General features: G+C 74.4%; 25 protein-coding genes. 18 read left to right on the forward strand and 7 right to left on the reverse strand.

The features are described 5' to 3' along the window. Window positions 1–30 precede the first annotated feature (30 nt). From GGQ55_RS19350 to GGQ55_RS19365, 4 genes are all read left to right on the forward strand, one after another. The gene (locus GGQ55_RS19350; RefSeq protein ID WP_179719513.1) at window positions 31–1,344 is read left to right on the forward strand and encodes an MFS transporter; all 1,314 of its coding nucleotides are present in this window, start codon (window positions 31–33) and stop codon (window positions 1,342–1,344) included. Then, a complete protein-coding gene (locus GGQ55_RS19355; protein ID WP_179719515.1) occupies window positions 1,341–1,928 on the forward strand; it encodes an RBBP9/YdeN family alpha/beta hydrolase in 588 nt (195 codons plus the stop codon). Before GGQ55_RS19350 ends, GGQ55_RS19355 begins: the two co-directional genes overlap by 4 nt. Then, the gene (locus GGQ55_RS19360) at window positions 1,925–2,989 is read left to right on the forward strand and encodes a YeiH family protein (protein WP_179719517.1); all 1,065 of its coding nucleotides are present in this window, start codon (window positions 1,925–1,927) and stop codon (window positions 2,987–2,989) included. The genes GGQ55_RS19355 and GGQ55_RS19360 overlap by 4 nt, the downstream gene beginning before the upstream one ends. A gap of 97 nt (window positions 2,990–3,086) precedes the next feature. Continuing rightward, on the forward strand, window positions 3,087–3,461 hold the full coding sequence (locus tag GGQ55_RS19365) for a PLDc N-terminal domain-containing protein (protein ID WP_179719519.1): 375 nt from the start codon (window positions 3,087–3,089) through the stop codon (window positions 3,459–3,461). 2 nt (window positions 3,462–3,463) lie between these two features. On the opposite strand, the gene GGQ55_RS19370 is transcribed toward GGQ55_RS19365, so the two are convergent. Further along, entirely contained in the window at window positions 3,464–3,955 is a 492-nt protein-coding gene (locus GGQ55_RS19370) for a hypothetical protein (protein ID WP_179719521.1), read from the reverse strand. 101 nt (window positions 3,956–4,056) lie between these two features. Further along, complete coding sequence (locus GGQ55_RS19375) at window positions 4,057–6,000, reverse strand: alpha/beta-hydrolase family protein (protein WP_179719523.1); 1,944 nt, start codon at window positions 5,998–6,000, stop codon at window positions 4,057–4,059. Between the two features lie 106 nt (window positions 6,001–6,106). Here GGQ55_RS19375 and GGQ55_RS19380 point away from each other — a divergent pair, with 106 nt between their 5' ends. The 8 genes from GGQ55_RS19380 (at window position 6,107) to GGQ55_RS19415 (ending at window position 12,816) form a co-directional block, all read left to right on the forward strand. Continuing rightward, entirely contained in the window at window positions 6,107–7,825 is a 1,719-nt protein-coding gene (locus GGQ55_RS19380) for an alpha/beta hydrolase (RefSeq protein WP_179719525.1), read from the forward strand. A gap of 11 nt (window positions 7,826–7,836) precedes the next feature. Beyond that, window positions 7,837–8,547 carry a CPBP family intramembrane glutamic endopeptidase gene (locus GGQ55_RS28560; RefSeq protein ID WP_179719527.1) on the forward strand — a complete coding sequence of 237 codons (711 nt, stop codon included), beginning with the start codon at window positions 7,837–7,839 and terminating at the stop codon, window positions 8,545–8,547. Between the two features lie 62 nt (window positions 8,548–8,609). Next, window positions 8,610–8,855, forward strand: a complete 246-nt coding sequence (locus GGQ55_RS19390) for a three-helix bundle dimerization domain-containing protein (protein WP_179719529.1) — start codon at window positions 8,610–8,612, stop codon at window positions 8,853–8,855. Between the two features lie 7 nt (window positions 8,856–8,862). Next, window positions 8,863–10,563 carry a SulP family inorganic anion transporter gene (locus tag GGQ55_RS19395; protein ID WP_179719531.1) on the forward strand — a complete coding sequence of 567 codons (1,701 nt, stop codon included), beginning with the start codon at window positions 8,863–8,865 and terminating at the stop codon, window positions 10,561–10,563. Window positions 10,564–10,604: 41 nt separating this feature from the next. Continuing rightward, a complete protein-coding gene (locus GGQ55_RS19400; RefSeq protein ID WP_179719533.1) occupies window positions 10,605–10,826 on the forward strand; it encodes a response regulator transcription factor in 222 nt (73 codons plus the stop codon). A 343-nt stretch (window positions 10,827–11,169) separates the two neighbouring features. Further along, complete coding sequence (locus GGQ55_RS19405; RefSeq protein WP_179719535.1) at window positions 11,170–11,850, forward strand: SemiSWEET transporter; 681 nt, start codon at window positions 11,170–11,172, stop codon at window positions 11,848–11,850. Window positions 11,851–11,890: 40 nt separating this feature from the next. Continuing rightward, window positions 11,891–12,613, forward strand: coding sequence for a hypothetical protein (locus GGQ55_RS19410; RefSeq protein WP_179719537.1), 723 nt, complete (start codon window positions 11,891–11,893; stop codon window positions 12,611–12,613). Beyond that, window positions 12,610–12,816: a hypothetical protein gene (locus tag GGQ55_RS19415; protein ID WP_179719539.1), complete on the forward strand. Its 207-nt coding sequence runs from the start codon at window positions 12,610–12,612 to the stop codon at window positions 12,814–12,816. The genes GGQ55_RS19410 and GGQ55_RS19415 overlap by 4 nt, the downstream gene beginning before the upstream one ends. Here GGQ55_RS19415 and GGQ55_RS19420 read toward each other — a convergent pair. Further along, window positions 12,813–13,964 carry a hypothetical protein gene (locus tag GGQ55_RS19420; RefSeq protein WP_179719541.1) on the reverse strand — a complete coding sequence of 384 codons (1,152 nt, stop codon included), beginning with the start codon at window positions 13,962–13,964 and terminating at the stop codon, window positions 12,813–12,815. The genes GGQ55_RS19415 and GGQ55_RS19420 overlap by 4 nt on opposite strands. Window positions 13,965–14,259: 295 nt before the next feature. Continuing rightward, complete coding sequence (locus GGQ55_RS19425; RefSeq protein WP_179719543.1) at window positions 14,260–14,730, reverse strand: hypothetical protein; 471 nt, start codon at window positions 14,728–14,730, stop codon at window positions 14,260–14,262. A gap of 377 nt (window positions 14,731–15,107) precedes the next feature. On the opposite strand from GGQ55_RS19425, the gene GGQ55_RS19430 reads away from it, so the two are divergent. From GGQ55_RS19430 to GGQ55_RS19440, 3 genes are all read left to right on the forward strand, one after another. Further along, complete coding sequence (locus GGQ55_RS19430) at window positions 15,108–15,497, forward strand: hypothetical protein (RefSeq protein ID WP_179719545.1); 390 nt, start codon at window positions 15,108–15,110, stop codon at window positions 15,495–15,497. A gap of 105 nt (window positions 15,498–15,602) precedes the next feature. Then, on the forward strand, window positions 15,603–16,637 hold the full coding sequence (locus GGQ55_RS19435) for a hypothetical protein (protein ID WP_179719547.1): 1,035 nt from the start codon (window positions 15,603–15,605) through the stop codon (window positions 16,635–16,637). Window positions 16,638–16,640: 3 nt separating this feature from the next. Further along, the gene (locus tag GGQ55_RS19440) at window positions 16,641–19,538 is read left to right on the forward strand and encodes an FtsW/RodA/SpoVE family cell cycle protein (protein WP_179719549.1); all 2,898 of its coding nucleotides are present in this window, start codon (window positions 16,641–16,643) and stop codon (window positions 19,536–19,538) included. 4 nt (window positions 19,539–19,542) lie between these two features. On the opposite strand, the gene GGQ55_RS19445 is transcribed toward GGQ55_RS19440, so the two are convergent. After that, a complete protein-coding gene (locus tag GGQ55_RS19445; protein ID WP_366489745.1) occupies window positions 19,543–20,526 on the reverse strand; it encodes a rod shape-determining protein in 984 nt (327 codons plus the stop codon). A gap of 106 nt (window positions 20,527–20,632) precedes the next feature. Between GGQ55_RS19445 and GGQ55_RS19450 the strand changes: the two genes are divergently transcribed. Beyond that, the gene (locus GGQ55_RS19450; protein WP_179719553.1) at window positions 20,633–21,634 is read left to right on the forward strand and encodes a methyltransferase; all 1,002 of its coding nucleotides are present in this window, start codon (window positions 20,633–20,635) and stop codon (window positions 21,632–21,634) included. On the opposite strand, the gene GGQ55_RS28565 is transcribed toward GGQ55_RS19450, so the two are convergent. Continuing rightward, window positions 21,615–22,409: an aminoglycoside adenylyltransferase domain-containing protein gene (locus GGQ55_RS28565; protein ID WP_218859350.1), complete on the reverse strand. Its 795-nt coding sequence runs from the start codon at window positions 22,407–22,409 to the stop codon at window positions 21,615–21,617. The genes GGQ55_RS19450 and GGQ55_RS28565 overlap by 20 nt on opposite strands. 76 nt (window positions 22,410–22,485) lie before the next feature. On the opposite strand from GGQ55_RS28565, the gene GGQ55_RS19460 reads away from it, so the two are divergent. Continuing rightward, window positions 22,486–23,409 carry an SPFH domain-containing protein gene (locus GGQ55_RS19460; protein WP_179719555.1) on the forward strand — a complete coding sequence of 308 codons (924 nt, stop codon included), beginning with the start codon at window positions 22,486–22,488 and terminating at the stop codon, window positions 23,407–23,409. Beyond that, window positions 23,406–23,612 carry a type II toxin-antitoxin system antitoxin gene (locus tag GGQ55_RS19465; RefSeq protein ID WP_179719557.1) on the forward strand — a complete coding sequence of 69 codons (207 nt, stop codon included), beginning with the start codon at window positions 23,406–23,408 and terminating at the stop codon, window positions 23,610–23,612. The genes GGQ55_RS19460 and GGQ55_RS19465 overlap by 4 nt, the downstream gene beginning before the upstream one ends. 421 nt (window positions 23,613–24,033) lie before the next feature. Here GGQ55_RS19465 and glnA read toward each other — a convergent pair whose 3' ends face one another. Then, window positions 24,034–25,467 carry a type I glutamate--ammonia ligase gene (gene glnA, locus GGQ55_RS19470; protein WP_179719559.1) on the reverse strand — a complete coding sequence of 478 codons (1,434 nt, stop codon included), beginning with the start codon at window positions 25,465–25,467 and terminating at the stop codon, window positions 24,034–24,036. Window positions 25,468–25,474: the final 7 nt, after the last annotated feature.

Below are 25,474 nucleotides of genomic sequence, written 5' to 3' on the forward strand. Positions count from 1 at the left end.
GCACCCTGCTCGTCGCATCGGAGCGTCGACATGGCCACTGTGGCCCCCCAGAGCCCGGTTCTCGCTGACCGGGCCCCCACGACCCGGGTTCGCCGGGCCTTTCCGTGGATCGTCTTCACCCTCACGTTCGCCCTGCTGCTCTCGGACTACATGTCCCGGCAGGTCCTCTCGGCCGTCTTCCCCTTCCTCAAGGCGGAGTGGGCGCTCACCGACACCCAGCTCGGGGCGCTGACCAGCGTCGTCGCGCTGACCGTCGGCCTGCTCGCCGTCCCGCTGTCCCTGCTTGGCGACCGCTGGGGCCGCAGCAAGGCGATCGTCCTCATGGCGGTCATCTGGAGCCTCGCCACGCTGGGCTCGGCGCTCTCGGCCAACTACGGGGAGCTGATGCTCTCCCGCCTGTTCATCGGCGTCGGTGAGGCCGCCTACGGCAGCGTCGGGCTGGCCGTCGTCCTCGCGGTGTTCCCCGCCTACCGCCGGGCCTCGTTCACCGGTGCGTTCATGGCCGGCGGCTCGTTCGGCTCGGTCGTCGGGGTCGCGCTCGGCGGCTCCCTCGCCGTCCACCTGGGCTGGCGCTGGTCGTTCGCCGTCATGGCGCTGCTGGGCCTGGTCCTGGTCGCGCTGTACCGCCTGTTCATCACCGACGCGAAGCTGGCCCGCCACCGCGTCGTCGACCCCGCCGACGGCTCGCAGGTCGCGACCCCCGGCGAGCGGGCGAAGCTGCGCACGCTGTTCAGCACGCCCGCGGTCATCTGCGCCTACGTCGGCAGCGGCCTGCAGCTGTTCATCGCCGGCTCGCTGTTCGCCTGGCTGCCGAGCTACCTCGGCCGCACCTACGGCCTGCCGGCGGACAAGGCGGCCGGCGTCGCCGCGATCGCCATCCTGCTCATGGGCGTCGGCATGATCGTCTGCGGCACGGTGACCGACCGGCTGGCCCGGCACCTGCCCATCCGCAAGTGGACGACGGCGATCGTCTACACGAGCGCCTCGCTGGTCTTCCTGGGGATCGGGTTCTCCCTGGCCCCCGGTGGCGCGCAGCTGCTGCTGCTGGCGATCGGCGTCTTCTTCGCGGCCGGCACTTCCGGCCCGGCCGGCGCGATGGTCTCCAACCTGACCCACGAGTCGATCCGCGCCACCGCCCTGGGCACGCTGACGCTGGCGAACAACCTGCTCGGCCTGGCGGCCGGCCCGCTGGTCACCGGCATCCTCGCCGACCGGCTCGGCCTGGCCGGTGCCATGCAGATCGTGCCGCTGGCCGCTGCCGGCGCCCTGGTCGCGCTGCTGATCGGCCGCAAGGTCTACCCGAAGAGCCTGGCGAAGGTGACCGCGCAGGCGGTGACCAGGTGACCCGGCCGACCCTCGTCCTCGTCCCGGGCCTGCGCGGGGAGGTCGCCGACCACTGGCAGACGCGGCTGGCCGCGAGCCGGCCGGACGTCCGGACGGTCCGCCCGCTCGGCCGCACGGAGCCCAGCCTGCACGCGCGCGTGTCGCTGCTCGAGCAGGTCGTCGCGCAGGCGCGGGGTCCGGTGGTCCTCGTCGCGCACAGCGCCGGCTGCCTGGTCGTCGCGCACTGGGCGATCTGGTACCGCGGCTCGGCGGTGGCGGGCGCGGTGCTCGCCACCCCGCCGACCCTGGCGACCGAGCTGCCGCCGGAGTACCCGTCGATCCGCCAGCTGCGGACGCACGGCTGGCTGCCGATCCCGCGGCTGCCGCTGCCGTTCCCGAGCATCGTCGCGGCCAGCGAGAACGACCCGCTGGCCAACCCGGTGCGGCTGCGGTCGCTGGCCCGTGCCTGGGGCAGCCGGGTGCACGAGCTCGGGCCGGTCGGCCACCTGAACCCCGCGTCGGGGTTCGGCGAGTGGCCGGGCGCGCTGCCGCTGGTGGACGAGCTGCTGGCCGAGGCCCGGCAGCCGGCCCTCGCCTCGGCATGACCGCCTCCTCGGTGGACCCGGCCGTCCGCGGTGCGGCAGCGCCGCCGCCCGCGGACGCGCCGTCCACCCCCACCCGCCGGTGGCCCGGCCTGCTGGCCGCGGCCCTCGGCCTGGGCGGCGCCCTGCTCGCCCACCGGTTCGTGCCCGCGATCGGCGTCCTGACCTGGGCCGTCTTCCTCGGGATGGTGGCCGGCAACACCCGGCTGCTGCCCGCGGCGGCCCGGCAGGCGCTGGGCAAGCTGACCAAGCGACTGCTCCGGATCGGGATCGTCCTGCTCGGCTTCTCGGTCTCGTTCGCCTCGATCGCGGCGCTCGGCATCGGCACGATCGCCCTCGTGGCCGGTTCGCTGGTCGCCACGCTCGTCGTCACGACGTGGCTGGGCAACCGGCTCCGGCTGGGCCGGGCGCGCAGCCTAATCATCGGTACCGGGTTCGCCATCTGCGGGGCCTCGGCCATCGCCGCGATGGAGGACACCGCCCGGGCCGACGACGAGGACGTCACGGTCGGGATCGCGATGGTCACCCTGTTCGGGACGATCGCGATGGTGGCGCTGCCGCTGCTGTGGCACCCGCTGGGCCTGTCGGACGCGCAGTTCGGCATCTGGGCCGGCGCCAGCATCCAGGAGGTCGGGCAGGTCGTCGCGGCGGCGGGCGCGGGCGGGGCCGCGGTGGTCGCCATCGCCGTCGTCGCCAAGCTGACCCGGGTGGTGCTGCTGGCCCCCGTCGTCGCGGCGGTCAGCGTGCGGCGCCGGCTCGCCGAGCCGGGTGGCGGGGCGGACGGCGAGGCGGGCGCCAAGCGGCCGCCGATCGTGCCGCTGTTCGTGCTGGGCTTCGTCGCCTGCGCGGCGCTGCGCAGCACCGGGATCGTCCCCGAGGGCGTGCTCGGCGCGATCTCGCAGGTGCAGGTGGCCGCGCTCGGGGCCGCGCTGTTCGGGATGGGCGCCGGCGTCCGGCTGGCGTCGCTGTTCCGGGGCAGCAGCCGGGTGCTCGCGGTCGCGACGTTCGCCACCGTGTTCATCGCCGGGCTGTCGCTGGCCGGCGTGCTGCTGCTCGGCTCCTGACCTCTCGGGCACCGGTCGCGTCACCCTCGCGGGATGAGGGGGCGCGCCGGCGTCCGGGCCAGGCTCTTCCCGACGAACCTTCCGACGGAGGTGCACCGTGCTCGCAGCGGTCTCGGGGAGTGACTTCCCGCTCCAGAACATCATCTGGACGATGCTGATCTTCTTCGGGTTCGCCCTCTGGGTGTGGCTGCTCGTCGTCGTCCTGACCGACCTGTTCGCCCGGGCCGAGCTGAAGACGTGGCTGAAGGTCGCGTGGGTCGTCGTCTTCTTCGTGCTGCCGATCCTGGGCCCGCTCGGTTACCTGTGCACGCGCCCCCCGGACGCCGGGGAGCTGCGGTTCACGGGCCGACGGTCCGTGCCGGTGGACGACGACTACTACCGGACGACGGTCACCGGCGACGGCCAGTACCACGGGCTGCACGACGAGGCGACGTGGCGCCGGGACATGTCGGGGCCGGTCCGGCCGGCGTGAGGTCAGTGCACGAGTGACTTGAGCACGATCAGCCCGGCACCGATCAGCGCCACGAGCACGCCCTTGAGCAGCGCCCGGAGCGGTGGGGCACCGGCGAACCGCGCGGCCCAGAAGCCGTAGAAGCCGATCAGCCCCAACCCCGACCACTTCGCGACCGCGAACGCGGTGTCGAGGTCGAGCACGTGCAGCGCGCCGAGCAGGAAGAACACGGCCGGGAAGGCGACGCCGAAGCCGACCGCGACGGCGTCCTCGGCCATGTGCCGCCACTGCGTGCGGGTGACCGGCTGCCGGGTGCGGGTCTCGGTGCCCACGTACTCCGCGTAGACCTCGGCCAGGCCGACCGCGACCGCCGTCCCCACGAGCCAGATCGCCATGACGGCGGACGTCGGCGGGTGACCGGAGAGGGCCACGACCAGGGCGAGGCCGATGATCGAGCCGTAGACGACCTTGCCGACCTGCCGCGACCCGAGGTGTGCTTCGAGGCTCTCCCGCATGGTGCGCAGGGTGCGACCGCCCGGCCCCCGGACGCCTCACCCTCGCCGAATGGTCGCCGCCCTCGCGGCGCACCGCGAGGGTCCCGACCACTTCGCGAGGGTCAGCCGGCGGGGGCCGCGGCGGTGAAGAGCTTCTCGCGCACGCTCTCGCGCAGTTGCAGCGCCTCCTCGATGCGGCGCAGCTGGTCCGGCGCGACGGGCAGCCCGTAGACGTCGCTGAGGAACCGCGGCAGGTCGGCGCGGTAGTCGTGCGCGAAGGCCCGGTACGGCCCCGGCGTCTGCGCGTTCTTCATGTCCACCAGGCTCTGGAAGAACGTCGTCACCGGGCGCCAGCGCATGGCCCGGGGGATGCCGCGCGGGCTGGCGTCGGGGACCGGCTCGGGCGTCGGCCGGTCGGGGCCGAGCCAGTCCGGCGGGAACCACAGCAGGTCCAGCCCGAACCGGGTGACGCCGTCGTTGTCGTGGCTGAGCAGCACGAACCGCGGCGGCGTTCCGCGCTCCTCGGTGAGCCGGGTCAGCGCGTCGTGGTCGTTCACCACGGCCACGGTGTCCCGGTCGACGTCGAGCCGGTCGCCGCGGGTGACCTGCCGCATCCACTTGCTGCCGTACGGCGTGCCGAGCCACAGCGCGCGGTCGACGCCCATCGCCTCGAGGCCCAGCGTGCCCCAGTGGAGGAAGACGTCCTGGCTGGTGTGCGCACCGAGGCTCTCGCCGAACAGCACGACGCGCGGCCCGCCACCGCGCGCCCGGATGCGCTCCAGCACCCGCAGGCACAGCAGCCGGTTCTGCTCGCGGGCGGTCTTGACCATGCCCAGCGAGAGCGGTGACGGCCGGCGGGAGTACTGCAGCGTCACGGAGGCGACGTCGCCCAGCGTCAGGTACTGGACGGCGGCCATGGCGACGTAGTTGACGTAGCCGGTGCCGGTGGGGGAGACCAGCACGAGCAGGGACCGGTCGAGGGCCCCCGTGCGCTCCAGCTCGGCCATCGCCAGGTCCACGCGCTCGCGGGGGGTCGGCGCGCTGTCCAGCCCGACGTAGACCTGCACGGGAGCGGCGCGGGCCGGCGTGCCCATCACCGTCTCGATCGACAGGTCCGGCGTCCCGTCCGGCCGGTTCGCGAGCGGCTGGGGGCGCACCGTGGCGAGCGCGTGCCGGCGCCCCTCGCGGCCCAGGCCCGCCCACGGGACGAGGCTGCCGGGTCCGCCGCTCACCGTCGAGGGCACCCACCGCTCGGCCTCGTCGTCCTCGAGCACCGGGACGTCGGCCGAGGTCCCGGCCTCGATCCCGCGCATCGCCCGGTGCCAGACCGTGGAGGCCCCGCTCGCCAGTGCGACGAGGGAGCCGGCGTGCCCGGTCAAGCGCCAGAGCTCCGGTGGCCCGGGCAGGACGGCGGACAGCCGGCGCCCGGCGAGGTCGGCGAGCAGGTGCTCGCCGTACCCGGCAGCGGAGAGCCCGCCGACCACGCCGGTGGCGATCCCGAGCGAGGAGAGCGCCGGCGGTGCGCCGTCCGAGGACTGCCCCTCCTCGCCCTCCCGCCCGCGCAGCAGGTCCAGCACGAACGCGACCGCGAGGCCGACCGGGATCGCCAGCGGCAGGCGGGCGAGCCGGCCATCCAGCCGCAGCCGGTCGTCCAGCGCCTGCGCGCCGAGCTCGGCGCCGCCGAGCAGCGCGCCGCACAACCCCGTCGCGCCGAGCCGCCAGGCCGCCTGGCGCACGAGACCGCGCAGCGGGTCGTCGGCGCGCGGCGGGAGCGCCCGGAGCACGAGCAGCCCGAGCGGCACCGCCGCGCCGTCGACCGCGATGGCGCCCGCCCGCCGGACCGCCGGGGACGTCTTCCCGTCGATGAGGAACCGGGCGGTCGCCTCCAGGGTGTCCTGCCCACCGGCGGCGAGCAGGTAGTGCAACCCGGTGGCCAGGCCGGTCACCAGTCCCTGGTCGAGCGCGCTGCGGCGGGAGAGCGAGCCGGCGAACGTGCCCGGGGCCGTCGCCGCGGCCATGACCACGCCGACACCGGGGGCGTGGCTGCGTGCCGGCACCTGGCCCATGCCCGCATGGTGGCCCCCGCGCCGGTCCTGCGGTTCATCCTCCCGGTAGGAGTCCCGGCCCTGCGCAAGCCCCTTAGCGTCTGGTCTCCGACGAGCGGAGCAGGGCATGACGACGACGACGTCTGCGGCCGGCGGCACGGAGGTCCCCACCCCGCGGGCACCCTCGGAGCCCGCCGCGGTGGGGTCCCGGCCTCCGCGGCGACGGTGGCGGTGGCTGCCGCGCTACACCTGGAACGGAACCCTCGGCGCCCTGCTCTTCGGCTGCAGCTCCCTGACCCCCTCGCTGCTGCCCCGCGGCTGGCTGCTGCAGGGCCTCATCGCCGGCATCACCGCGGCCCTGGGCTACGGCGTGTTCGTGGCCCTCGCGTGGTTCGTCGCCGAGCTGACCGCGACCCGGATGTCGCCCGGCTTCCGCCGGCGCGCCTGGCAGGTGCTCGCCGTCCTGGGGACGGTCCTGGTCGTGGTCATGCTCGTCCTGGGCGCGCGCTGGCAGAAGCAGATCCACGAGCTCATGGGCCTGAAGGCACCCGCGGGCTACACCGCGATCGGGATCGTCGTCGTCGCGGTGCTGACCTTCGCGCTGTTCGTGCAGATCGGGCGGGGCGTGCGCTGGCTGGGTCGCGCGCTGGTCCGCTTGTTCAGCCGCTTCCTGCCGCGCCGGATGGCCCGGCCCCTCGGGGTCCTCGTGGCCGGCGCCCTGGTGATCTTCCTGCTCAACGGCGTCCTCTTCCAGGGCTTGATCAACGCGGCCAACTCGGCGTTCAGCGTCAAGGACGACGGCACCGAGAAGGGGGCGGTCGAGCCCACCGCCCCGGAGCGGTCCGGCAGCCCGGCCTCGCTGATCCCGTGGGCCGACCTGGGCCTGCAGGGCCGCAACTTCGTCGGCACGGGGCCGACCCCCGACGAGCTCACCGCCTTCTCCGGCCGGCCGGCGCTGGAGCCGGTCCGGGCGTACGCCGGGCTCGCGTCGTCGGACGACGCCGGCGAGCGAGCGGCGCTCGCCGTGCGCGACCTGCAGCGGGCGGGCGGCTTCGACCGCTCGGTCCTGGTCGTGGCGACGACGACGGGCACCGGCTGGGTGGACCCGGCGGCGAGCACCGCGCTGGAGTACGAGTTCAACGGCGACACCGCGATGGTCGCGATGCAGTACTCGTACCTGCCCAGCTGGCTGTCCTTCCTCGTCGACCAGGCCAAGGCCCGCGACGCCGGACGGGCGCTGTTCGACGCGGTCTACGGCGTCTGGGCGAACCTGCCCCAAGGCTCGCGACCCAAGCTCTACGTCTTCGGCGAGAGCCTCGGCACCTTCGGCGGCGAGGCCGCCTTCAGCGGGCTGGCCGACATCGTCAACCGCACGGACGGCGTGCTCTGGGCCGGCCCCCCGAACTTCAACGACCTGTGGCGCGGGCTGGTCGCCGACCGCGAGTCCGGCTCGCCGGAGTGGCGGCCGGTGGTGGACGACGGGAAGACCGCCCGCTTCGCCGACGAGCCCCAGGACCTGAGCCAACCGCCCGGGCCCTGGAGCACACCGCGGGTCGTCTACCTGCAGAACGCCTCCGACCCCATCGTGTGGTGGTCGCCGCGGCTGATCTTCAGCCACCCCGACTGGCTGCGCGGCACCCGCGGGCCGGACGTCTCGCAGAGCATGGTGTGGATCCCGTTCGTCACGTTCTGGCAGGTCACCGCGGACATGGTGTTCGCCGTGAACGTGCCCGACGGGCACGGCCACAAGTACTCGGCGGACTACGCCAACGGGTGGGCCGACGTCGCGCAGCCCCCGAACTGGACCGACGCCGACACCCAGCGACTGCGGGAACTGATCGGGTGAGCGGAGCGCCGGTGACCACCTCGGCGGTCCGCCGCCGCTACCGGCGGGTGTCGGGCGCGGTCGTCGTCGTCCTCGCCGGGATCAACGTCACCGACCACGTCCTGCACCCGCCCTGGTGGGTGCGCGCGATCGAGGGCGGCGCCCTGCTCGCCTGGGCGCGGCTGGACGGGCTGACCTGGTCGCAGCTGGGCCTGGGCCGCGACCGGCTGAGGTCCGGCCTGCGCTGGGGGCTCGGCGCGGTCGGTGTCATCGGCGCGGTCTACGTCGTCGGCGTGCTCATCCCCGTCTTCCGGCCGCTGTTCCAGGACGCGCGGTACGACGTGCCGCTGGGCGACGGCCTGCGCACTGTGTTCGTGACCATCCCGTTCGGGACGGTGCTGCTCGAGGAGCTGGCCTTCCGCTCGGTCCTCTGGGGCGTGCTGAGCCGGCACCTGCGGCAGTGGCAGGTGCTGGTCACGACGTCGGTGCTGTTCGGGTTCTGGCACGTGCTGCCCTCCCTGAACGTCGGCAGCTCGAACAAGGGGGTGGGGGAGGCGGTCGGCACCGGCGGTGTGCTCGTCACCGGGGGCGCCGTCCTGCTGACCACCCTCGGCGGCCTGGTCTTCGGCGAGCTGCGCCGGCGCAGCGGCAGCGTCGTGGCCAGCGCCCTGGCGCACTGGGCGTTCAACGCCCTCGGCGTCCTGTTCGGCCTGGTGGCCTGGAAGATCGATCCGTCGCCCTGACCGCGGGTCCTCATCCGGCACGGATGATGCCCGGTGCGCGGCGCAGCCGCGACGCTCGACCGGTGTCCCTGACCGCCGCTGTGGTCATCCCCGAGGACGACGCCCCGCTCGCCGGCGGGGATCCCGTCGTCGACTCCCTCGTCGCGCGGCTGCACGCCGAGTTCGGCCTGGATCCGGCGCACCTGCGCCGGCTCGCCGTCGAGGTGCTGGGCGGCTTCGCCACCGCCCGGGTGCAGACGTTCGTCCCGATCCTCGCGGAGAAGCGGCTGCGCCAGACCTGCCGCGAGCTGACGCCCCGCGATCGGTGAGCGCGCCGTGCGCCTGGTGCCGCCGGGGGTGGACGCGCTGCGCGGGTACCGCCGGGCGTGGCTGCCCAAGGACCTCGTCGCCGGGGCGGTGCTGACCGCGCTGCTCGTGCCGCAGGGCATGGCCTACGCGCAGCTGGCCGGGCTGCCGTCGATCACGGGCCTGTACACGTCGATCACCTGCCTGCTCGCCTACGCGGTGTTCGGGCCGTCGCGGATCCTGGTGCTCGGCCCGGACTCCTCGCTCGGCCCGATGATCTTCGCGACGATCGCGCCGCTGGTGGTCGCCGGCTCGGACCCCGACCGGGCGGTCGCGCTCGCCTCCACCCTGGCGCTGCTCGTCGGCGTGGTCATGGTGGTCGCGGGCTGGGCCGGGCTCGGTTTCGTCGCCGACCTGCTGTCCAAGCCGACGATGATCGGCTACCTCAACGGCCTCGCCCTCACGATCATCGTCGGGCAGCTGCCGAAGCTCTTCGGCTTCTCCGTGGACGCCGACGGGCTGCTGCAGGAGATCGCCGCGTTCGTGCGCGGGGTGGCGGACGGCGAGACGGTGCCCGCCGCGCTCGCGGTGGGGGTCGGCGGCATCGTCGTCGTCCTCGCCCTGCAGCGGTGGTGGCCGAAGGTGCCCGCGGTGCTGGTCATGGTCGTGCTGGCGATCGCGTTCAGCGCCCTGCTCGACCTGGAGGAGCGGGGCGTGAGCCTGGTCGGCGTGCTGCCCCAGGGCTTCCCGCCGCTGACGCTGCCCGACATCGGGTGGTCCGACCTCGCCCCGCTCGCCGGCGGGGCGGTGGCGATCGCCCTGGTCGCGCTCGCCGACACCATGTCGACCGCGTCGGCCTTCGCCGAGCGCACCGGCCAGGAGGTGCACGGCAACCAGGAGATGATCGGGATCGGCACGGCCAACCTCGCCGCCGGCCTGTTCCAGGGGTTCCCGGTGAGCACCAGCGGCTCCCGGACGGCGGTCGCCGAGCGCGCCGGGGCGCGCACCCAGCTGACCGGGGTCACCGGCGCGGCCCTGATCATCGTGATGATCGTGTTCCTGCCGGGCCTGTTCCGGGACCTGCCGCAGGCGGCGCTGGCGGCGGTGGTGATCACCGCGGCGCTCTCGCTGGCCGACGTGCGCAGCGTGGTCCGGTTGTGGCGGCAGCGCCGGGTCGAGTGCACCCTGTCGCTCGTCGCATTCGCCGGGGTGGCGCTGCTCGGCGTGCTGCCGGGCATCGGGATCGCCGTGGCGCTGTCGATCCTCAACGTCTTCCGGCACGCCTGGCGGCCGTACTCGACGACGCTCGGGCTGGCCGAGGGCGTGCCCGGCTTCCACGACGTCCGCTCCTACCCGGCGGCCCGCCGGCTGCCCGGTCTGGTGATCTACCGGTTCGACGCACCGCTGCTGTTCGCCAACGCCAAGACCTTCCGCGACGAGGTGGTCGGGCTGGCCCGGACGGTGCCGTCGCCCGGGTGGGTGGTGGTCGCCGCCGAGCCGATCACGGACGTCGACACCACCGCGGCCGAGATGCTCTTCGACCTCGACCGGCTGCTCGACGAGCGCGGCCAGACCCTGGTGCTCGCCGAGCTCAAGGACCCGGTGCGGCGCAAGGTCGAGCGCTACGGCCTCACCCGCGAGATCGAGCCGCGGCACTTCTTCCCGACCGTCGAGGCCGCGGTCGACGCATGGCGCGCCGAGACCGGCGCCAACTGGGCCGACGCCCCCTAGGGTGGGGGCCGCGGTGCCAGGTCACTCCCTGGGAGGTCCGCATGACCCAGCTCGCTTCGCCGCCGGCGTTGAACCCTCGGGACGTCGTCCTCCTGCGGTGCCTGGCCGACGGCCGGTCGACGGCGCAGATCGCGGAGTCGCTGGCGGTCTCCGGGAACACGGCGCGGACGCGGATCCGCCGGCTGGAGTCCAAGTTGCAGGTCTCCGGACGGGGCGCGGCTGTGCGCGCGGCCCGGGAGCTGGGGGTTCTGCTCCTCGTCTGACCGGATCGGCGCGGATGATCCGCCCGACGGCGTTCCGATAGGGCATGATGTCGCCACCTCGCCGGGTGGGCGACAGAGGGCCTACGGGTCCGTGGCGCGCCCACCTGGCGGGCCCCGCCGCACGTCAGCGCCTCGGACGCCAGCGCCGCTCACCCTCCCGGGGTGCATGAACAAGGTCACAGAGGCATCACGGCGGATCTCGTTCAGCAACACGCGATCCGTGCCGAGAACGTCTGTGGTCACCCTGCAACGCTCGCCCCCGCTCGACGACGGTTCGATCCGTGCGGCCGGTTCCCGGCCGGTGGCCCACCCCTGGCCCCGACCGAACGGATCCCGCTCCACCATGACCGCCGCTCTCGGCTTCCTCGCGGCTGCCCTCTCCATCTGCCTCGTCTGGCCGCAGGTCTGGCTCTCCTGCCGCCGCGGCCGCACCCGCGGCCTCTCGCCGGCGGCCGCCTGGCTCGCCGTCGGGCTCAACGCCTCCTGGCTGACCTTCGGCCTGCTCACCCGCGACCCGGCGCAGATCGTCACCAACGCCGTCGTCGGTGCGGGCAACACCGCCGTCCTGGCGGCACTGCTGTTCTCCCAGTCCCACCTGCGCACCCGGACCGCCCTGCTGCGGTCCGCGGCCGGCGCGGCCGGCCTCGTGACGATCGCCGCGGGCAGCGCCCTGTCGGTGGTCCTCCTCGGGGCGGACCGGGTGGAGGTCGGCACGGCGCTCGGTGCGCTGGTCTCGGTCGTCGGTGCGGGCACCGCGTGCGTGCAGCCGTTGAGCATGCTGCGCGACCGGACGCAGGACCTCTCCGGGCTCTCGGCGATCCGGTACCGGCTCGGCGCCGCCGCCAACGCCTCGTGGCTGAGCTACGCCCTGCTGCGGCACGAGCCGACGGTCTTCGCCGCGGCCGGCATCGGCTTCGGCTGCGCCGTCCTGGTCTGCACGCTGCTCGCCCGTCGCTCGAGCCCGTCGGCCGCGGCGGTCCGGGCGCTGCCCACCCGCGGCCCGGCGCTGGCCCCCGCCGCCTGACCGCTCCGTGCCGGACAGGTTTCCCGCCTACCGTGGGCCCGTGAACGTCCCCGTCCTGGTCACCACGTTCTTCGCCGCCGCCATCGAGGTCATCGAGATGGTCGCCATCGTGGTCGCGGTCGGGAGCACCCGGTCGTGGCGGGCCGCGCTGGCCGGCGCCGGCGGCGGGCTGGTCGTGCTCGTGGCCCTGGTCGCCGCGCTCGGCACCGCCCTGCGCACGGTCCCGCTGGCCCCGATCCGGCTGGTCGTCGGGGCGCTGCTGCTGGTCTTCGGGCTGCAGTGGCTGCGCAAGGGCGTCCTCCGCATCGCCGCCGGCGGGTGGGCGATCGGCCAGGGAGAGGAGCACGTCGACGAGGGCGACGTGCCGCCCGACCGGTTCGACTGGACCGGCTTCGTGCTGTCGTTCAAGGGCGTCTCGCTCGAGGGGCTCGAGGTCGCGATCATCGTGGTCGCCGTCGGCGGCGCGGCCGGCGCCCTCGGCTCCGCGGTGGTCGGCGCGGCGGCCGCCGTCGTGGTCCTCGCCGCCGTCGGCGCGCTGACCTACCGGTGGATCGCGCGCATCCCGCGGCGGGCGCTGCAGCTGTTCGTCGGGGCCCTGCTGTCGGCGTTCGGCACGTTCTGGGCCGGGCAGGGGATCGGCGTCGGCTGGCCCGGGGACGAGGTCTCGCTGCTGGGGCTGGTCGCCCTGTACGCGGGCGCCGGGGTGGGGCTGCTGTCCCTCGTCCGCGGGTGGCGGCGCTCGGCGTCCCTGGAGTCCCGGTGATCGTCCTGCGCTGGCTGCGCGCCTTCGCCGAGTTCTGGATCGACTTCGTGGTCGGCGACGACTGGACGGTCGCGGCCGCCGTGCTCGTCGGGCTGCTCGGCAGCTGGGGGCTGGTCGAGGCGGGCCTGCCCGCCTGGTGGCTGCTGCCGGTCGCCGCCCTCGGCAGCACCGCGGTCAGCCTCCGCCGGGCAGCCCGCCGCTAGGTCAGCAGGCCCAGCCGCTCCAGGACGCCGACCAGGTACAGCCGACGCGGCCGGATCAGCCCCGGGACGTGGCACCAGCCGGTCCCGGCGACGTCGGCCATCCGGCCCAGTGCGCGGTCGACCTCGGCCCGGGCTTCCGGGGCCAGCCCCGCGTACACGGCGACGAGCTGCTCGCCGCTGTACTCGGGCAGCCGTCGTCCCTCGGGCTGGTCGGCGACGGGAGCCGGCGCGACGACCGGGGTGGGCAGCGGTGGGGGGACGACGGCGACCGGCGGGGCCGGCTGCGGTGCGGGCGTGCTGCCGGCGAGCAGCCGGCGCAGGTAGGCCCCGGGATTCTTGATCTCGCCGAACCGGGCGGAGATCTCGCGCAGCGCTGCGTCGAGGACAGCCGGGTCGGCGGTCCGGACGACGGTCTCGGCGTCGAACACGCCCCACTGCTCGAGCAGTCGCACGACCTCGGCGGCCGGCAGACCGGCGACCGACGGCGGCGTCAGCCGCGCGTCGGTGGTTCCGGGAGATGGATGATCGTCATTCATCCCATCCTCATGAGGGTGACTGCGCGCACCGGTGTCGGAGAACCTGCCACCGGTGCGACCTGCGGATCGGCCACCGGTGTCACGTCCGCCGACACCGGTCGACGTGGTGTCAGCTTTCGCGACACCGGTCGGTTGGGAACCGGTGTCAGCTTTCGTGACGACGGTGGGGACGTCGCCCAGCGGGCGCTCACTGTGCGTGAGGGTCTGCCGCCGCTCGACCGCCCGGTAGAGCTCCGGGCACAGCACGTACCGACCGCGGCCGAACCGGTCGGCGCGGCCGCCGATCCCACGGGCCTGCTCGCGGTCGAGGAAGCCGGCCTGCTCCAGGTGCGTCACCATCTCGCCGGCCTTCTGCCGGCTGCAGCCGAGCTGCTCGGCGAGCCGGGCCGCGTTGGTGTCGACCACGAGCCGCGAGCCGTCGTCGCCGGCCATGCAGATCAGCGTGAACAGCGCGGAGAACAGCTTCACGCCGAGCGCGCGCTGCAGCTGCAGGGCGGCCTCGGGCATGACGGTCACCTTCAGGCCGCCGCCGGGGGCGAGCCCGTCGGTGGTGTAGGCGGCGATGGTCTTGGTGACCTCGAAGACGAGCGCCGGCCGGGCAGCGGTCGTCACCGGGTCCCCCAGGTGCGGGGGAGGGGAAGAGGGCATGGGGAAGGAAGCTTTCTCAGGCGCAGGACGCGCGGCACCGCATCAGCGGACCCAGGCGTCCCGAAGGCAACAGAAAGACCCGGCGGACCCTGCTAGCCTGACTGGCGTCTACTCCGGTGGCTGTTGCAGGTCGTCGGGCGTGTGCGTGGCATCAGCTGGCCGGCTGGTGCCACGTTGCGTTTCCGGGGATGTCACCCCATGACGCCCCTCACGGGGGCAGGTCTGCGGCGGTGTGCGGGCGCATCGTCACGACGCTTTCTCAGGCGGCCGCGGTGGCCGGCTGCACCGCCGGCACCGTCAGCGTGATCACCAGCAGCGAGGCGTCCGGCAGCGGGTAGCTGCGCAGGTAGTCCGCCAGGCCGGTCGGGTCGTTCAGCAGCTCGACATCGCCGTCCCCGTCGATGACGACCAGGCCGCTCCACCCGGGCTGCAGCCGCTTGCGCTTGAGCCGCAGGGCGTCGCTGAGCCGGCGCAGCTGCTCGCCGCGGACCCCGAGCCGGTGCGCGGCCATCGCGAACCGGCCGACGGCCAGGTCGCTGGTCGAGTAGAGGACCGGCCGGGTGTCGCCGCGGCGGCGGCGCTGCTCGGCGCCCAGCACCCCGGCCCGCTCGAACGTGTCGAGCTCGGTCGCGGTCAGCCGGAGGTCGTCCTCGACCTGCGCCCGGGTGTAGAAACCCGGCTCGCGCGAGGTGCGGCGGGCCCGGGCGGGCGCGGTGGTGCTGGTCGGCACGCGTTCTCCTCGAGTTGCACGGTGGTCATTCAGCTCCCGGATCCTGACACGGCGTCCGGACCCCTCCCGGCCGACTCGCGGGGCGCGTCCCGGGAGTTCTCCGTCGGCAATCACATCCGTCCCACTCGGGGGGTCCACCCCGGGAGTTCGGCTGTTTCCCGCACGGCTCGCTCGGGGGAGCGGATCCGCAAGTTGCGCACTCCTGACGCACTTGCGCAACCACATCGAGCAGTGCGACCCCTAGTTGCGCAAATCAGAGGGAGCCATTTGCGCACATGTGGCGGAGGGTTTTCGTGACTGCGCAGCGGGTCAGATTGCTCGACGTCCGGTCGGTCGTCATGCTGGTGCGCAACCCAGGACGACGGAGTTGCGCAACCATGACGGACGACTACCTCACCGTCGACGAGGTGGCCCGGCTCCGGCAGATCACCCCGGCGGCGGTCCGCGCGCAGCTGCGGGCGGGCACCCTCGCCGGCGACCAGGTGCTGCAGGGACAGCGCACGGTCTGGCGGATCCCGGCGAGCGCCGTCCGGCGCCCTGAGGTCGAACCGGTCCGCCGGCCGAGCCCGGCGCCGAGCCCGGCCCCGAGCTCGGCTCCGGTCGTCCCGCCCGAGCCCGTCGTGCGGTCCGGCCCGGCGCCGTCGGCCCGCGTCGAGGCGCTCGAGGCCGAGGTGCTCCGGTTGCGCCGGCAGCTGGCCGCGCTGTCCGACGCGCACCGCCGGCTGCTCGACACCGTGACCGCCGGGTTGCCCGACGACCGCGTCTGAGCGGCGCGCGGGAACCGCGTGACATCCGGTCCTTCGCGGGTCAGCATCGACTGATCGTCACGGGGGATGGCCCAGTCAGCAGCGGTTGGGCGGGGGTGGCGCTCGGTGACGGATCTGGCGACTCCGCGGGCGGTCGAGCCCCTCCACGTCCCCGAGGACGTCGAGCCGCCGCCAGGCCCCACAGCCGGCGTGGAGCTGAGCCGGCTGCTGGCCCTCGCCAGGCTCACCCCGCAGCAGGCCCTCGAGACCGGCGCGGGCGTGCTCGCCGACGCGGCCTCGCGGTCCGGGCCCGCCGCGGATCCCGGACCGGTCGCGGCACGGCTCGAGGAGATCGCCGCCGCCGCGCGGTTCCCGGGCAGACGGCCCGATCCCGCCACCGATCCGCTGCTGGACGAGCTCGACCGGGCGGCGCTCGACCTGCCGCGGGTGGGCGTCGCCGCCGTCGCCCGGAGGCTCGCGGAGGCGGCCGCCGCGATCGACCGCGACGCCGTCCGCGCCGAGCTCGCTGCCCTGGTGGCCGCCGTCCCGGCGGGTGCTCGGGGCGAGGGCGGCCCGGCCCGCGCGCCATCGGCGGCCGCCCGGTCCGGACGGGCCGCTCCGCTGGAGACGACGAACAGGGGACGGCGGGTGGCCGCGTGGCTGCTGTCGGTCCTGGTGCTCGCGGCGGTCGTCCTCGTGGAGGTCGTCGTCCTGCGCGGCAAGATCTCCGCCGACGTCGGGATGCTCCTGGACGCCGGTCGCGGCGGGGGGAGGACGACGTCCGCGGCGACGTCCGACGGTCCGCCCGTCCGGGCACCGGCCCCTGCGGCGGCGGGGAGCGTGACCCGGGTCGACCTGCGCCCGCTCGCGCCGTGCGCCCCCGGCGGCGCGTGCACGCTGCGGCTCCTCGTGCGGCTGGCGCCCCGCGCCGACCCGCAGACCGTGACCTGGTCCTACCTGCTCGTCGACAGGTGCACCGGCGCCACGAGCACCGCGCCGGGGGGAACGGTCCCCGTGGCCCCGAACGGCGAGCAGGCCGTCGCGGTCGGCGTCGTCGCTCTGCCGGCCCTGTCGTCCGTGGCGGTGGTCGCCGTCACCGGTTCCCCGGCGGTCGCGGCGTCGCCGCCGGTGTCCGTGGGCTCGTGCACCGGAACGGGCTGACCGATGACCCGGGAGCGGCGCCGGAACCGCCTCGGCGGGGTGTTCGACCTGCTCGCCGTCGCCGCCGCCCTGGGGGTGGTCGTACTCGGCCTGGTCAACCTGCGCCTCGTCGGGGAGACCGGCCTGGCGGTGCGGCAGGGCACGATCGCGGCCGCGGGCCTGCTCGCCCTCGGGGTGTTCTGGCGGACCCGCGTGCGCTACCTCGGCGTCCTCGGCTGGCTCGCGTACGGCACGTCGATCGTCCTGCTGGTGGGCGTCCTGGGTCTCGGCCGGTCCGCCAACGGGGCCACCCGGTGGATCGCGCTCGGCTCGTTCACCTTCCAGCCCTCCGAGCTGGCCAAGCTGGGGCTGCTGCTGGCCCTCGCCGCCGTCCTCGGCTCGGAGCGGCCGGCCTGGCAGCGGTTCACGGTCGCCCTGCTGCTCGCCGCGGTCCCGATCGGGCTCACGCTGCTCCAGCCGGACCTCAGCACCGCGGCGCTGCTCGCCGTCCTCACCGGCGCGATGCTCGTCCTCGGTCGCGTGCCCGCGCGGTTCCTGCTCCCGCTGGCCGCCGCGGCGGCGGTCCTCGCGCCGCTCGCGATCAGCCTCCTGCGGCCCTACCAGCTGTCCCGGCTGGGCAGCTTCCTGGTCGGCGCGCACCAGTCGCCGACCGGCTCGGGCTGGGCGGTGCGGCAGGCGCGGATCGCGCTGGGGTCCGGCGGGCTGTTCGGGCGGACCGGTGACCCGTTGCGCGGCGTCCGCGCGCAGTACCTGCCCGAGCGGGACACCGACCTGGCCCTGGCCAGCCTGGTGGGGCAGTGGGGGCTGGTCGCCGGCGCCGCCGTGGTGCTCGCCGCGATCGTCCTCGTGTGGCGGCTCGCGCTGGCCAGCCGCGTCCCGCGTTCCGCGCACGCCGCGCTCGTCGGCGGCGGCCTGGCGGTGCTGCTGGGGCTCGAGGCGATCGTGTCGGTCGGGGCCAACCTCGGGCTGCTCCCGCTGGCCGGTGTCCCGTTCCCCCTGCTGAGCTACGGCGGGACGGCGCTCGCGGTGCACCTGGCCGCCATCGGCGTCGTGCTGGCGGTCCGCCGGGACGGCGCAAGGCGGCGGCTGTGGGCGACGGCGAGGTGGCGCAACCCCAGGCCGCGGCTCGTCCGGCTGGCCGCGCTCGGCGTCTCGGCGCTGCTCCTCGCGTTCGGCCTCTACGGCTGGCGGCTGCAGACGACCGAAGGGGCCGCGCTCGAGGTCGCCGGGCAGGACCAGATGACCCGGTGCGTCCGGCTGCCCGCGACGCGGGGCGCGATCGTCGACCGGCACGACGCGCCGCTCGCGGTGAACGCCGTCGCCGTCGGCAGCGGCGTGGACCGGGTGGTCGTCGTCCCGGCGCTCCTGCTGGACCGGCCGGCCGACCTGGACCGGCTCGCCGGGCTCATCGGCCGGCTCCCCGCCGACCTGCGCACCCAGCTCCGGGCCGCCGACCCCACCACGCTGTCGCTGCCGGTGGCCGACGTGCCCGGCAGCGTCGGCGACGCGGTCACGACGGCGGCCATCGCCGCCGTCTGGGTCGACCCGGAACCGCGCCGGGTGTACCCGACCGGGGCCCTGCTCGGTCCGGTGCTGGGCTTCGCCGGCGTGGCCACCCCGGACGACGAGAAGCGCTGGCCGGGCCTGCCGCCCGGGGAGATCGTCGGCCGGGCCGGCCTCGAGCAGGAGTACGACGCGGTGCTGCGCGGGATCGACGGGCAGCAGTGCCTCTACGTCGACCCGGCGGGTGTGCCGGTCGAGCTCGGGGCGCGGCGGGACCCGGTGCCCGGAGCCGACCTGCGGCTCTCGCTCGACCTGGGCCTGCAGCAGCAGCTGGCGGCGAGCGTGGCCGCGGCCGTGCGGGCACAGCCGCACCCGCGGGGGCGGATCGGTGCCGGCGTGGCGATGGACCCCCGCACGGGGCAGGTGCTCGCCCTCGTCAGCACCCCCTCCTTCGACGACAACCTCTACGGACCGCCCATCGACACCGCGGCGCTGCAGGCCGCCTCCCAGGCGCCCGGTTCGCCGATGCTGGAGCACGCGACCCAGGGCGTCGCGCCGCCCGGGTCGACGTTCAAGCTCGTCGTCGCCGCGGCCAACCAGGCCTCCCCGGTGTGGAGCCCGAACCAGATCGTGCCCACGGGGGCGGACTTCACCTACGGCGGCCACGTCTTCCACAACTGGAAGCCGATGGGGCCGATGAACCTGGTGCAGTCGATCGCCATCTCCAACGACGTGTACTTCTACAAGCTCGCCGTCGCGCTCGGCCCCGACGCCATCATCGGCACGGCCCAGGCGCTCGGGGTGGGGCAGCGGACCGGCATCGACCTGCCCGGGGAGTCGGCCGGGTACCTGGGGACGCCGGACTCCGTCCGGTCCGCGGGGCGCGCCTGGTACGGCGGGTCGACCGTCATCCTCGGCATCGGGCAGGGGGAGCTGCAGGTGACCCCGCTGCAGAACGCCCGGTGGACCTCCGCCGTCGCCACCGGCAGCCTCGTCACCCCCCGCCTCGGCCTCGCGGTCGGGACGGGCACCTCGGGCTGGACGGCGCTCCCGGCGCCGGCCGCGACGCCGCTGCCGTTCGCAAGTGCGCTGGGGCCGGTGCAGGCCGGCATGCGCGCGGCGGTGACGGGCGGCACCGCCACCCGGCTCGCCGGCCTGCCCCTGCCGGTCGGCGCGAAGACCGGGACGGCGCAGGACGGCGGCCTGCCCGACGGGCAGTACGACAACTGGATCAGCGCCGTCGCGCCCATGGACGCCCCGGAGATCGCGGTGACGGCGTGGGTGCAGGGGCCCGGGACCGGCGGCAACAGCGCGACGGCCGTGGCGGTCGACGCCCTGGGCTACTACGCGGCGCACCGGTCCGACGTCCTCGCCACCGCCCCGGTGCCGATGCCGTGACGCGTCAGCGCCGGCCGTAGGCGGCGAGCAGCCGGCGGTTGCGCAGGGCCCGGGCGGCGCCCTCGGCCACGCAGGTCAGGGGCTCCTCGGCGAGCTTGACCGGCAGGCCCAGGCCGCGCTCCAGCTCGGTGGCGAACCCCTGGACGCGTGAGGACCCGCCGAAGACCAGCACGCCCTCGGCGAGCACGTCCGCCAGCGCCTGCGGGGGCAGGTCGTCCAGGCACGCGGCGAGCGTGCGCACGATCTCGTCGGTGATCGGCCGCACCGCCTCGGCCACCTCCGCGGCCTGCACCGTGGCCAGCCGCGCCCGGCCGGTCGCGGCGTCGCGGCCCTGGGCGACGAGCGGCCCCTGGTCCTCGGCGCTGCGGATCTTGAGCTGCTCCGCCTCGAGCTCGCCGACGTGCAGCTGGTGCTGCTCGCGCAGGTAGCGGGCGACGGCCACGGTCATCTCGTCGCCGCCGAGCTTGGTCGTGCGGTGGGCGAGCACCCCGCCGAAGCAGAAGGCCACCGCCTCGGCGGTGCCGCCGCCGACGTCGACGACCAGGTGCACCCGCCGGTCCATCGGGTCGAGCCCGCACCCGATCGCACCCGCGACCGCTCCGTCGAGCGCGGTCGCCGGGCGGATGCCCGCCTCCTCGGCGGCCTCGAGGAGAGCACGGTTCTCCAGGGCGGTGGAGGCGACCGGCACCCCGAGCACCGCCCGGACGGGCGAGCTCCAGACGCGCCGGCCCGCCTTGTGCAGCACCGTGCGCAGGTAGGACCGCGCCGTCTCGAGGTCGGTCACCACGCCGTCCTGGAGCGGCCGGACGGCGACGAACCCGTTGGACGTGCGCCCGAGCAGGTCCGCCGCCTCCTGCCCGACGGCCAGGATCTTCGCGTGGCGGCCGCCGGCGCGCACGAGCAGCACCGACGGTTCGTCGAAGAGGATGCCGTGGCGGCCGTCGCACACCACGGTGTTCGCCGTGCCCAGATCGATGCCGAGGTTCACCGGTGTGCCTCCTGACGCCGGCTGCCCCATCAGTCTGAGCCCGCGATACTGCACCGACCAGGGCCGTCGGCGCGGGACGGCCGGAAAGTTCCAGCGAGGAGGGGTCATGGCCGAGGAGGCGACGGGCTGGGGCGGCGCGGTGTGGGCGGCCGCGGACCTGGTGACCCCGATGGCGATCCGGGTGGCGGCGACGCTGCGTCTGGCCGACTCCATCGCGGCGGGCACGCGGACGGCCGCCGACCTGGCTGCCGCCGTGCATGTTGACCCTGACGCGCTGGCACGGCTCATGGGGCACCTGGTCACGGCCGGCGTGCTCACCCGGACCGACGGCGGCTTCGGCCTGACCGCCGTCGGCGAGCAGCTCCGCGACGACCACCCGGCCGGCATCCGGCCCTGGCTCGACCTGGAGGGCGCGATCGGCCGCGCCGACCTGTGCTTCGTCGAGCTGCTGCACACCGTGCGCACCGGCGAGCCGGCCTACCCGCGCCGGTTCGGCCGGCCGTACTGGGACGACCTGTCCGCCGACGCCGGCCTGTTCGCCTCGTTCGACGCGCTGATGGGCGGCCGGCTGGCCGAGGACGCGCCCGTCGTCGCGACCGCCTACCCCTGGGGCTCGTTGCGGTCGGTCGTGGACGTCGGCGGGGGCGACGGCACGCTGCTGCTGGCGATCCTGCGCGAGCACCCGGAGCTGCGCGGGACGGTGGTCGACCTGGCCGGTCCGGCGGCCCGTGCCGGACGGGCGATCGCCGCGGCCGGGCTGGGGGAGCGGGCGGACGCCGTCGCCGGCAGCTTCTTCGACCCGCTGCCCGCAGGCGCCGGCGGCTACCTGCTCTCCGGCGTCCTGCACGACTGGGACGACGAGCCCGCCGGCCGGATCCTGCGGCGCTGCGCCGAGGCGGCAGGGGAGACCGGGCGGGTGCTGGTCGTGGACCACGTCGGCGGCCCCGTGGACACGGAGGGCGACCTGCGCATGCTGGCCTACGTCCGCGGCCGTGAGCGCGACCTCGACCAGCTGGCGTCGCTGGCGGCGTCGGCCGGTCTGCACCTGGGGTCCTGCACGCCCGCCGGCACGCGCACGGTCGCCGAGTTCAGCCGCTCGCCCTCGTGACGGCGTGGGCCACGAAGGCCCGCGCCGCCTCGGCCTCGCCGGGGCGCGGTGCCTGGTGCGGCTGCCAGCCGAGCTCCCGCTCGTCGCGGACCTGCCCCAGCAGCCGCCGCCAGCGCGGCTCCACCGTGCGCAGCGCCCACTCCAGCGCACCCCGCTTGCTCGCGACCTCGCCGGTGTCGAGGGTGAAGAGGATGCGGCAGGCCGTGACCACCGCGTAGCGCTGGCCCCAGGCGAGGGCGTCGATGTCGACCCACGTCGCGAGGTCGTCGAGCAGGGTCGGCAGCGAGGCGGCGGCCTCGGCGCGCAGCAGGTCCGCGGGCACCGGGGGCAGGAACGAGCGCGGTTCCGGGCCGGTCAGCGCGATGCCGTGCTCGCGGAGGATCCAGCGGGTGTAGCCGCGGTTGCAGTGGTCGTCCCACACGAGCGTGCGGTGCCCGTGGTCGTTGAACAGCCACTGCCGGCCGAGGAACTCCACGGAGGCGAGCTCGGCGAGCGGCGCGTAGGAGCCCTCGAGGTCGTGGCACCAGTGCCCGTCCCGGGTGGGGATCTCGTCGTGCAGCTCCCGCAGCCGGGCGATCTGCGGCTCGGTCAGCGCGTCGTGCGTGGCGACCAGCCAGTCGCAGTCGCTGTGCCGGTCGCCGCTGCCGAGCGCGAACGAGCCCTGCACGTAGGCACCGGCGAGGTTCGCGCCGAGGATCCGCTGCCAGTGGCCGAGCAGCTCGAGGAGGAGTTCGTCGAGGTCGGCGTAGGGGGTGATCACGTCGGGCGGGGTCACCGGGCGACGGTAGGCCCCTTGCCGCGCCCTCCGCCGGGTGCTATCAAAGTGATATCACTTTTCCTCGGGAGGGGTCATGACCACCGATCTGCAGCAGCCCGCCGTGGACCCGACCGCGTCGCCGGTCGGGCACCGCGGCGCGCGGGTCGAGATCCAGGAGCGCCGGTCCGGCGCGGTCAACGGGTGGATCGGCGTGCTGCTGGTCGCGCTGTGCATCGCCGCGGTGGTGCTGCTCGCCGGCAGCAGCCAGCCGGGGTGGCTCGCCGTCCCGGCGGTGGTCGGGATCCTCGTCCTGATCTCGCTGGTCGTCGTCCAGCCCGGGCAGACCCAGGTCGTGCAGTTCTTCGGCCGGTACGTCGGCACCGTGCGGCGCACCGGTCTGTCGCTGGTGGTGCCGCTCTCCATCCGCCGGTCGATCAGCGTGCGGGTCCGCAACTTCGAGACCAGCCACCTGAAGGTCAACGACGCCGACGGCAACCCGGTCGAGATCGCCGCGATCGTCGTCTGGCAGGTGGCCGACACGGCCAAGGCCGTCTACGCGGTCGACGACTACCTGAACTTCGTGCGGGTGCAGGCCGAGTCGGCACTGCGGCACGTGGCCACCACGCACCCCTACGACGACGCCGGGGCTGAGGGCGCGACCTCGCTGCGCGGCTCGACCGACATCGTCGCGGCCGAGCTGGCCACCGAGGTCGCCCAGCGGGTGGCGCTGGCCGGCGTCGAGATCGTCGAGGTCCGGATCAGCCACCTGGCCTACGCCGCCGAGATCGCCCAGGCGATGCTGCGCCGCCAGCAGGCCAACGCCGTCGTCGCCGCCAGGACGCGGATCGTCGAGGGCGCGGTGGGCATGGTCGAGCTGGCGCTCGCCCGGCTGGGGGAGCGGGGGATCGTCGACCTCGACGAGGAGCGCAAGGCCGCGATGGTCAGCAACCTGATGGTGGTCCTGTGCGGCGATCAGCCGCCGTCCCCGATCGTGAACACCGGCACGCTGTACTCGTGACGAGCGAGCGCAAGCAGCTCGTCCTCCGCATCGACCCGGCGGTCCACGACGCGCTGGCCCGCTGGGCGGGGGACGAGCTGCGCAGCGTGAACGCCCAGATCGAGATGGTGCTGCGCCGCGCGCTCAAGGACGCCGGCCGGATGCCCGAGGCCGTCGCCCCGATCCCGAAGCGCGGCCGCCCGGCCAACGAGAAGGGCCGGTGACCAGCCTTATCCGGTCGAGGGCCAGGTGAGGCCGCCCCGGCAAGGGCTCATCCGGCGATCGACTCGCAGGCGCTGCAGATACCGGGCCAGCCGCCGACCTTGGGGGGCCACAAGTTGTTCCCAATGACCTGGACCAAGGCGCCGCACGCCGCGGCCACGGTTCCAGGGCACTCACCCGCTGCGGACGTTGTGACTGCGTGAAGGGGGCCGACCGGTTTCAAGCTGCTCTCACAGTCGGTTTCGTGACGGAGCATCGTGGCGCCGATGAAGAGGATGTTCATGCTGTCGATGCTGTAGTTGAGGCGATGTCTTGTCCTGACCCTCGGCCTGGCCGTCAGGTCGGGACGGGCGCAGCGGGGACGGCCCAGCCAACGAGAAGGGCCGGTGACCCGCAGGTCACCGGCCCTTCGTCGTGCTCGACTCAGATGTCGTAGTACATCGCGAACTCGTGCGGGTGCGGGCGCAGGCGGATCGGGTCGATCTCGTTCTCCCGCTTGTACTCGATCCACGTCTCGATCAGGTCGGGGGTGAACACCCCGCCGTCGACCAGGTACTCGTGGTCGGTCTCGAGGTTGTCGAGGACGGCGTCCAGCGAGGCCGGCACCTTCTCGATGCCCAGGGCCTCCTCGGGCGGCAGCTCGTAGAGGTCCTTGTCGACCGGCGCCGGCGGCTCGATCTTGTTCTTGATGCCGTCGAGGCCGGCCATCATCATCGCCGAGAAGGCGAGGTAGGGGTTGGCCGACGGGTCGGGCACGCGGAACTCGATGCGCTTGGCCTTGGGGTTGTCGCCCGAGATCGGGATGCGGCAGCAGGCCGAGCGGTTGCGGGCGGAGTACACGAGGTTGATCGGCGCCTCGTAGCCCGGCACCAGGCGGTGGTAGCTGTTCACCGTCGGGTTGGTGAAGGCCAGCAGCGACGGGGCGTGGGCCAGCAGACCGCCGATGTAGTGGCGGGCGGTGTCGGACAGCCCCGCGTAGCCGGTCTCGGCGTGGAACAGCGGCTCGCCGTCCTTCCAGAGCGACTGGTGGCAGTGCATGCCCGAGCCGTTGTCGCCGAACAGCGGCTTGGGCATGAAGGTCGCCGTCTTGCCGGCCGCCCAGGCGGTGTTCTTGATGACGTACTTGAACAGCATCAGGCTGTCGGCCGCGCGCAGCAGCGTGTCGAACTTGTAGTTGATCTCGGCCTGGCCGGCGGTGCCCACCTCGTGGTGGCCGCGCTCGAGCTCCAGCCCGGCGTTGGCCAGGTTGGCCATCATCGTCGAGCGCAGGTCGCTGTAGTGGTCGTAGGGCTCGACCGGGAAGTAGCCGCCCTTGGGGCGGGTCTTGTAGCCCAGGTTCGGGCCGCCGTTCTCGCCGGTCAGCGACCCGGAGTTCCAGGAACCCTCGACCGAGTCGATGTGGTAGTAGCCCTCGTTGATGCCGGTGCTGTGCCGGATCGAGTCGAAGACGTAGAACTCGGCCTCGGGGCCGAAGTAGGCGGTGTCGGCGATCCCGGACGCGGCCAGGTACGCCTCCGCCTTCTTCGCCACGTTGCGCGGGTCGCGGCTGTAGGCCTCGCGCGTGATCGGGTCGTGGATGAAGAAGTTGACGTTGAGGGTCTTGTGCTGGCGGAACGGGTCGAGGAAGGCGCTGTTCGCGTCGGGCAGCAGCAGCATGTCCGACTCGTTGATCGCCTGGAAGCCGCGGATCGACGAGCCGTCGAAGCCGAGGCCCTCGGAGAACGTGTCCTCGCCGAACGTCGACGCCGGGATGGTGAAGTGCTGCATGACGCCGGGAAGGTCGCAGAAGCGCACGTCGACGAACTCGACGTCGTTGTCGCGGATGTAAGCGGCGACCTCGTCGGGACTGTTGAACATCGATCCT

The organism is Petropleomorpha daqingensis, assembly GCF_013408985.1.
Classification (GTDB): domain Bacteria; phylum Actinomycetota; class Actinomycetes; order Mycobacteriales; family Geodermatophilaceae; genus Petropleomorpha; species Petropleomorpha daqingensis.

Excerpts from the sequence above, each read along its gene's own strand:
- GGQ55_RS19350 (WP_179719513.1), top strand. The coding sequence starts at position 31 with ATGGCCACTGTGGCCCCCCAGAGCCCGGTTCTCGCTGACCGGGCCCCC.
- GGQ55_RS19360 (WP_179719517.1), top strand. The coding sequence starts at position 1,925 with ATGACCGCCTCCTCGGTGGACCCGGCCGTCCGCGGTGCGGCAGCGCCG.
- GGQ55_RS19370 (WP_179719521.1), bottom strand. The coding sequence starts at position 3,955 with ATGCGGGAGAGCCTCGAAGCACACCTCGGGTCGCGGCAGGTCGGCAAG.
- GGQ55_RS19375 (WP_179719523.1), bottom strand. The coding sequence starts at position 6,000 with ATGGGCCAGGTGCCGGCACGCAGCCACGCCCCCGGTGTCGGCGTGGTC.
- GGQ55_RS19380 (WP_179719525.1), top strand. The coding sequence starts at position 6,107 with ATGACGACGACGACGTCTGCGGCCGGCGGCACGGAGGTCCCCACCCCG.
- GGQ55_RS19400 (WP_179719533.1), top strand. The coding sequence starts at position 10,605 with ATGACCCAGCTCGCTTCGCCGCCGGCGTTGAACCCTCGGGACGTCGTC.
- GGQ55_RS19405 (WP_179719535.1), top strand. The coding sequence starts at position 11,170 with ATGACCGCCGCTCTCGGCTTCCTCGCGGCTGCCCTCTCCATCTGCCTC.
- GGQ55_RS19430 (WP_179719545.1), top strand. The coding sequence starts at position 15,108 with ATGACGGACGACTACCTCACCGTCGACGAGGTGGCCCGGCTCCGGCAG.
- GGQ55_RS19440 (WP_179719549.1), top strand. The coding sequence starts at position 16,641 with ATGACCCGGGAGCGGCGCCGGAACCGCCTCGGCGGGGTGTTCGACCTG.
- GGQ55_RS19450 (WP_179719553.1), top strand. The coding sequence starts at position 20,633 with ATGGCCGAGGAGGCGACGGGCTGGGGCGGCGCGGTGTGGGCGGCCGCG.
- GGQ55_RS19460 (WP_179719555.1), top strand. The coding sequence starts at position 22,486 with ATGACCACCGATCTGCAGCAGCCCGCCGTGGACCCGACCGCGTCGCCG.
- glnA (WP_179719559.1), bottom strand. The coding sequence starts at position 25,467 with ATGTTCAACAGTCCCGACGAGGTCGCCGCTTACATCCGCGACAACGAC.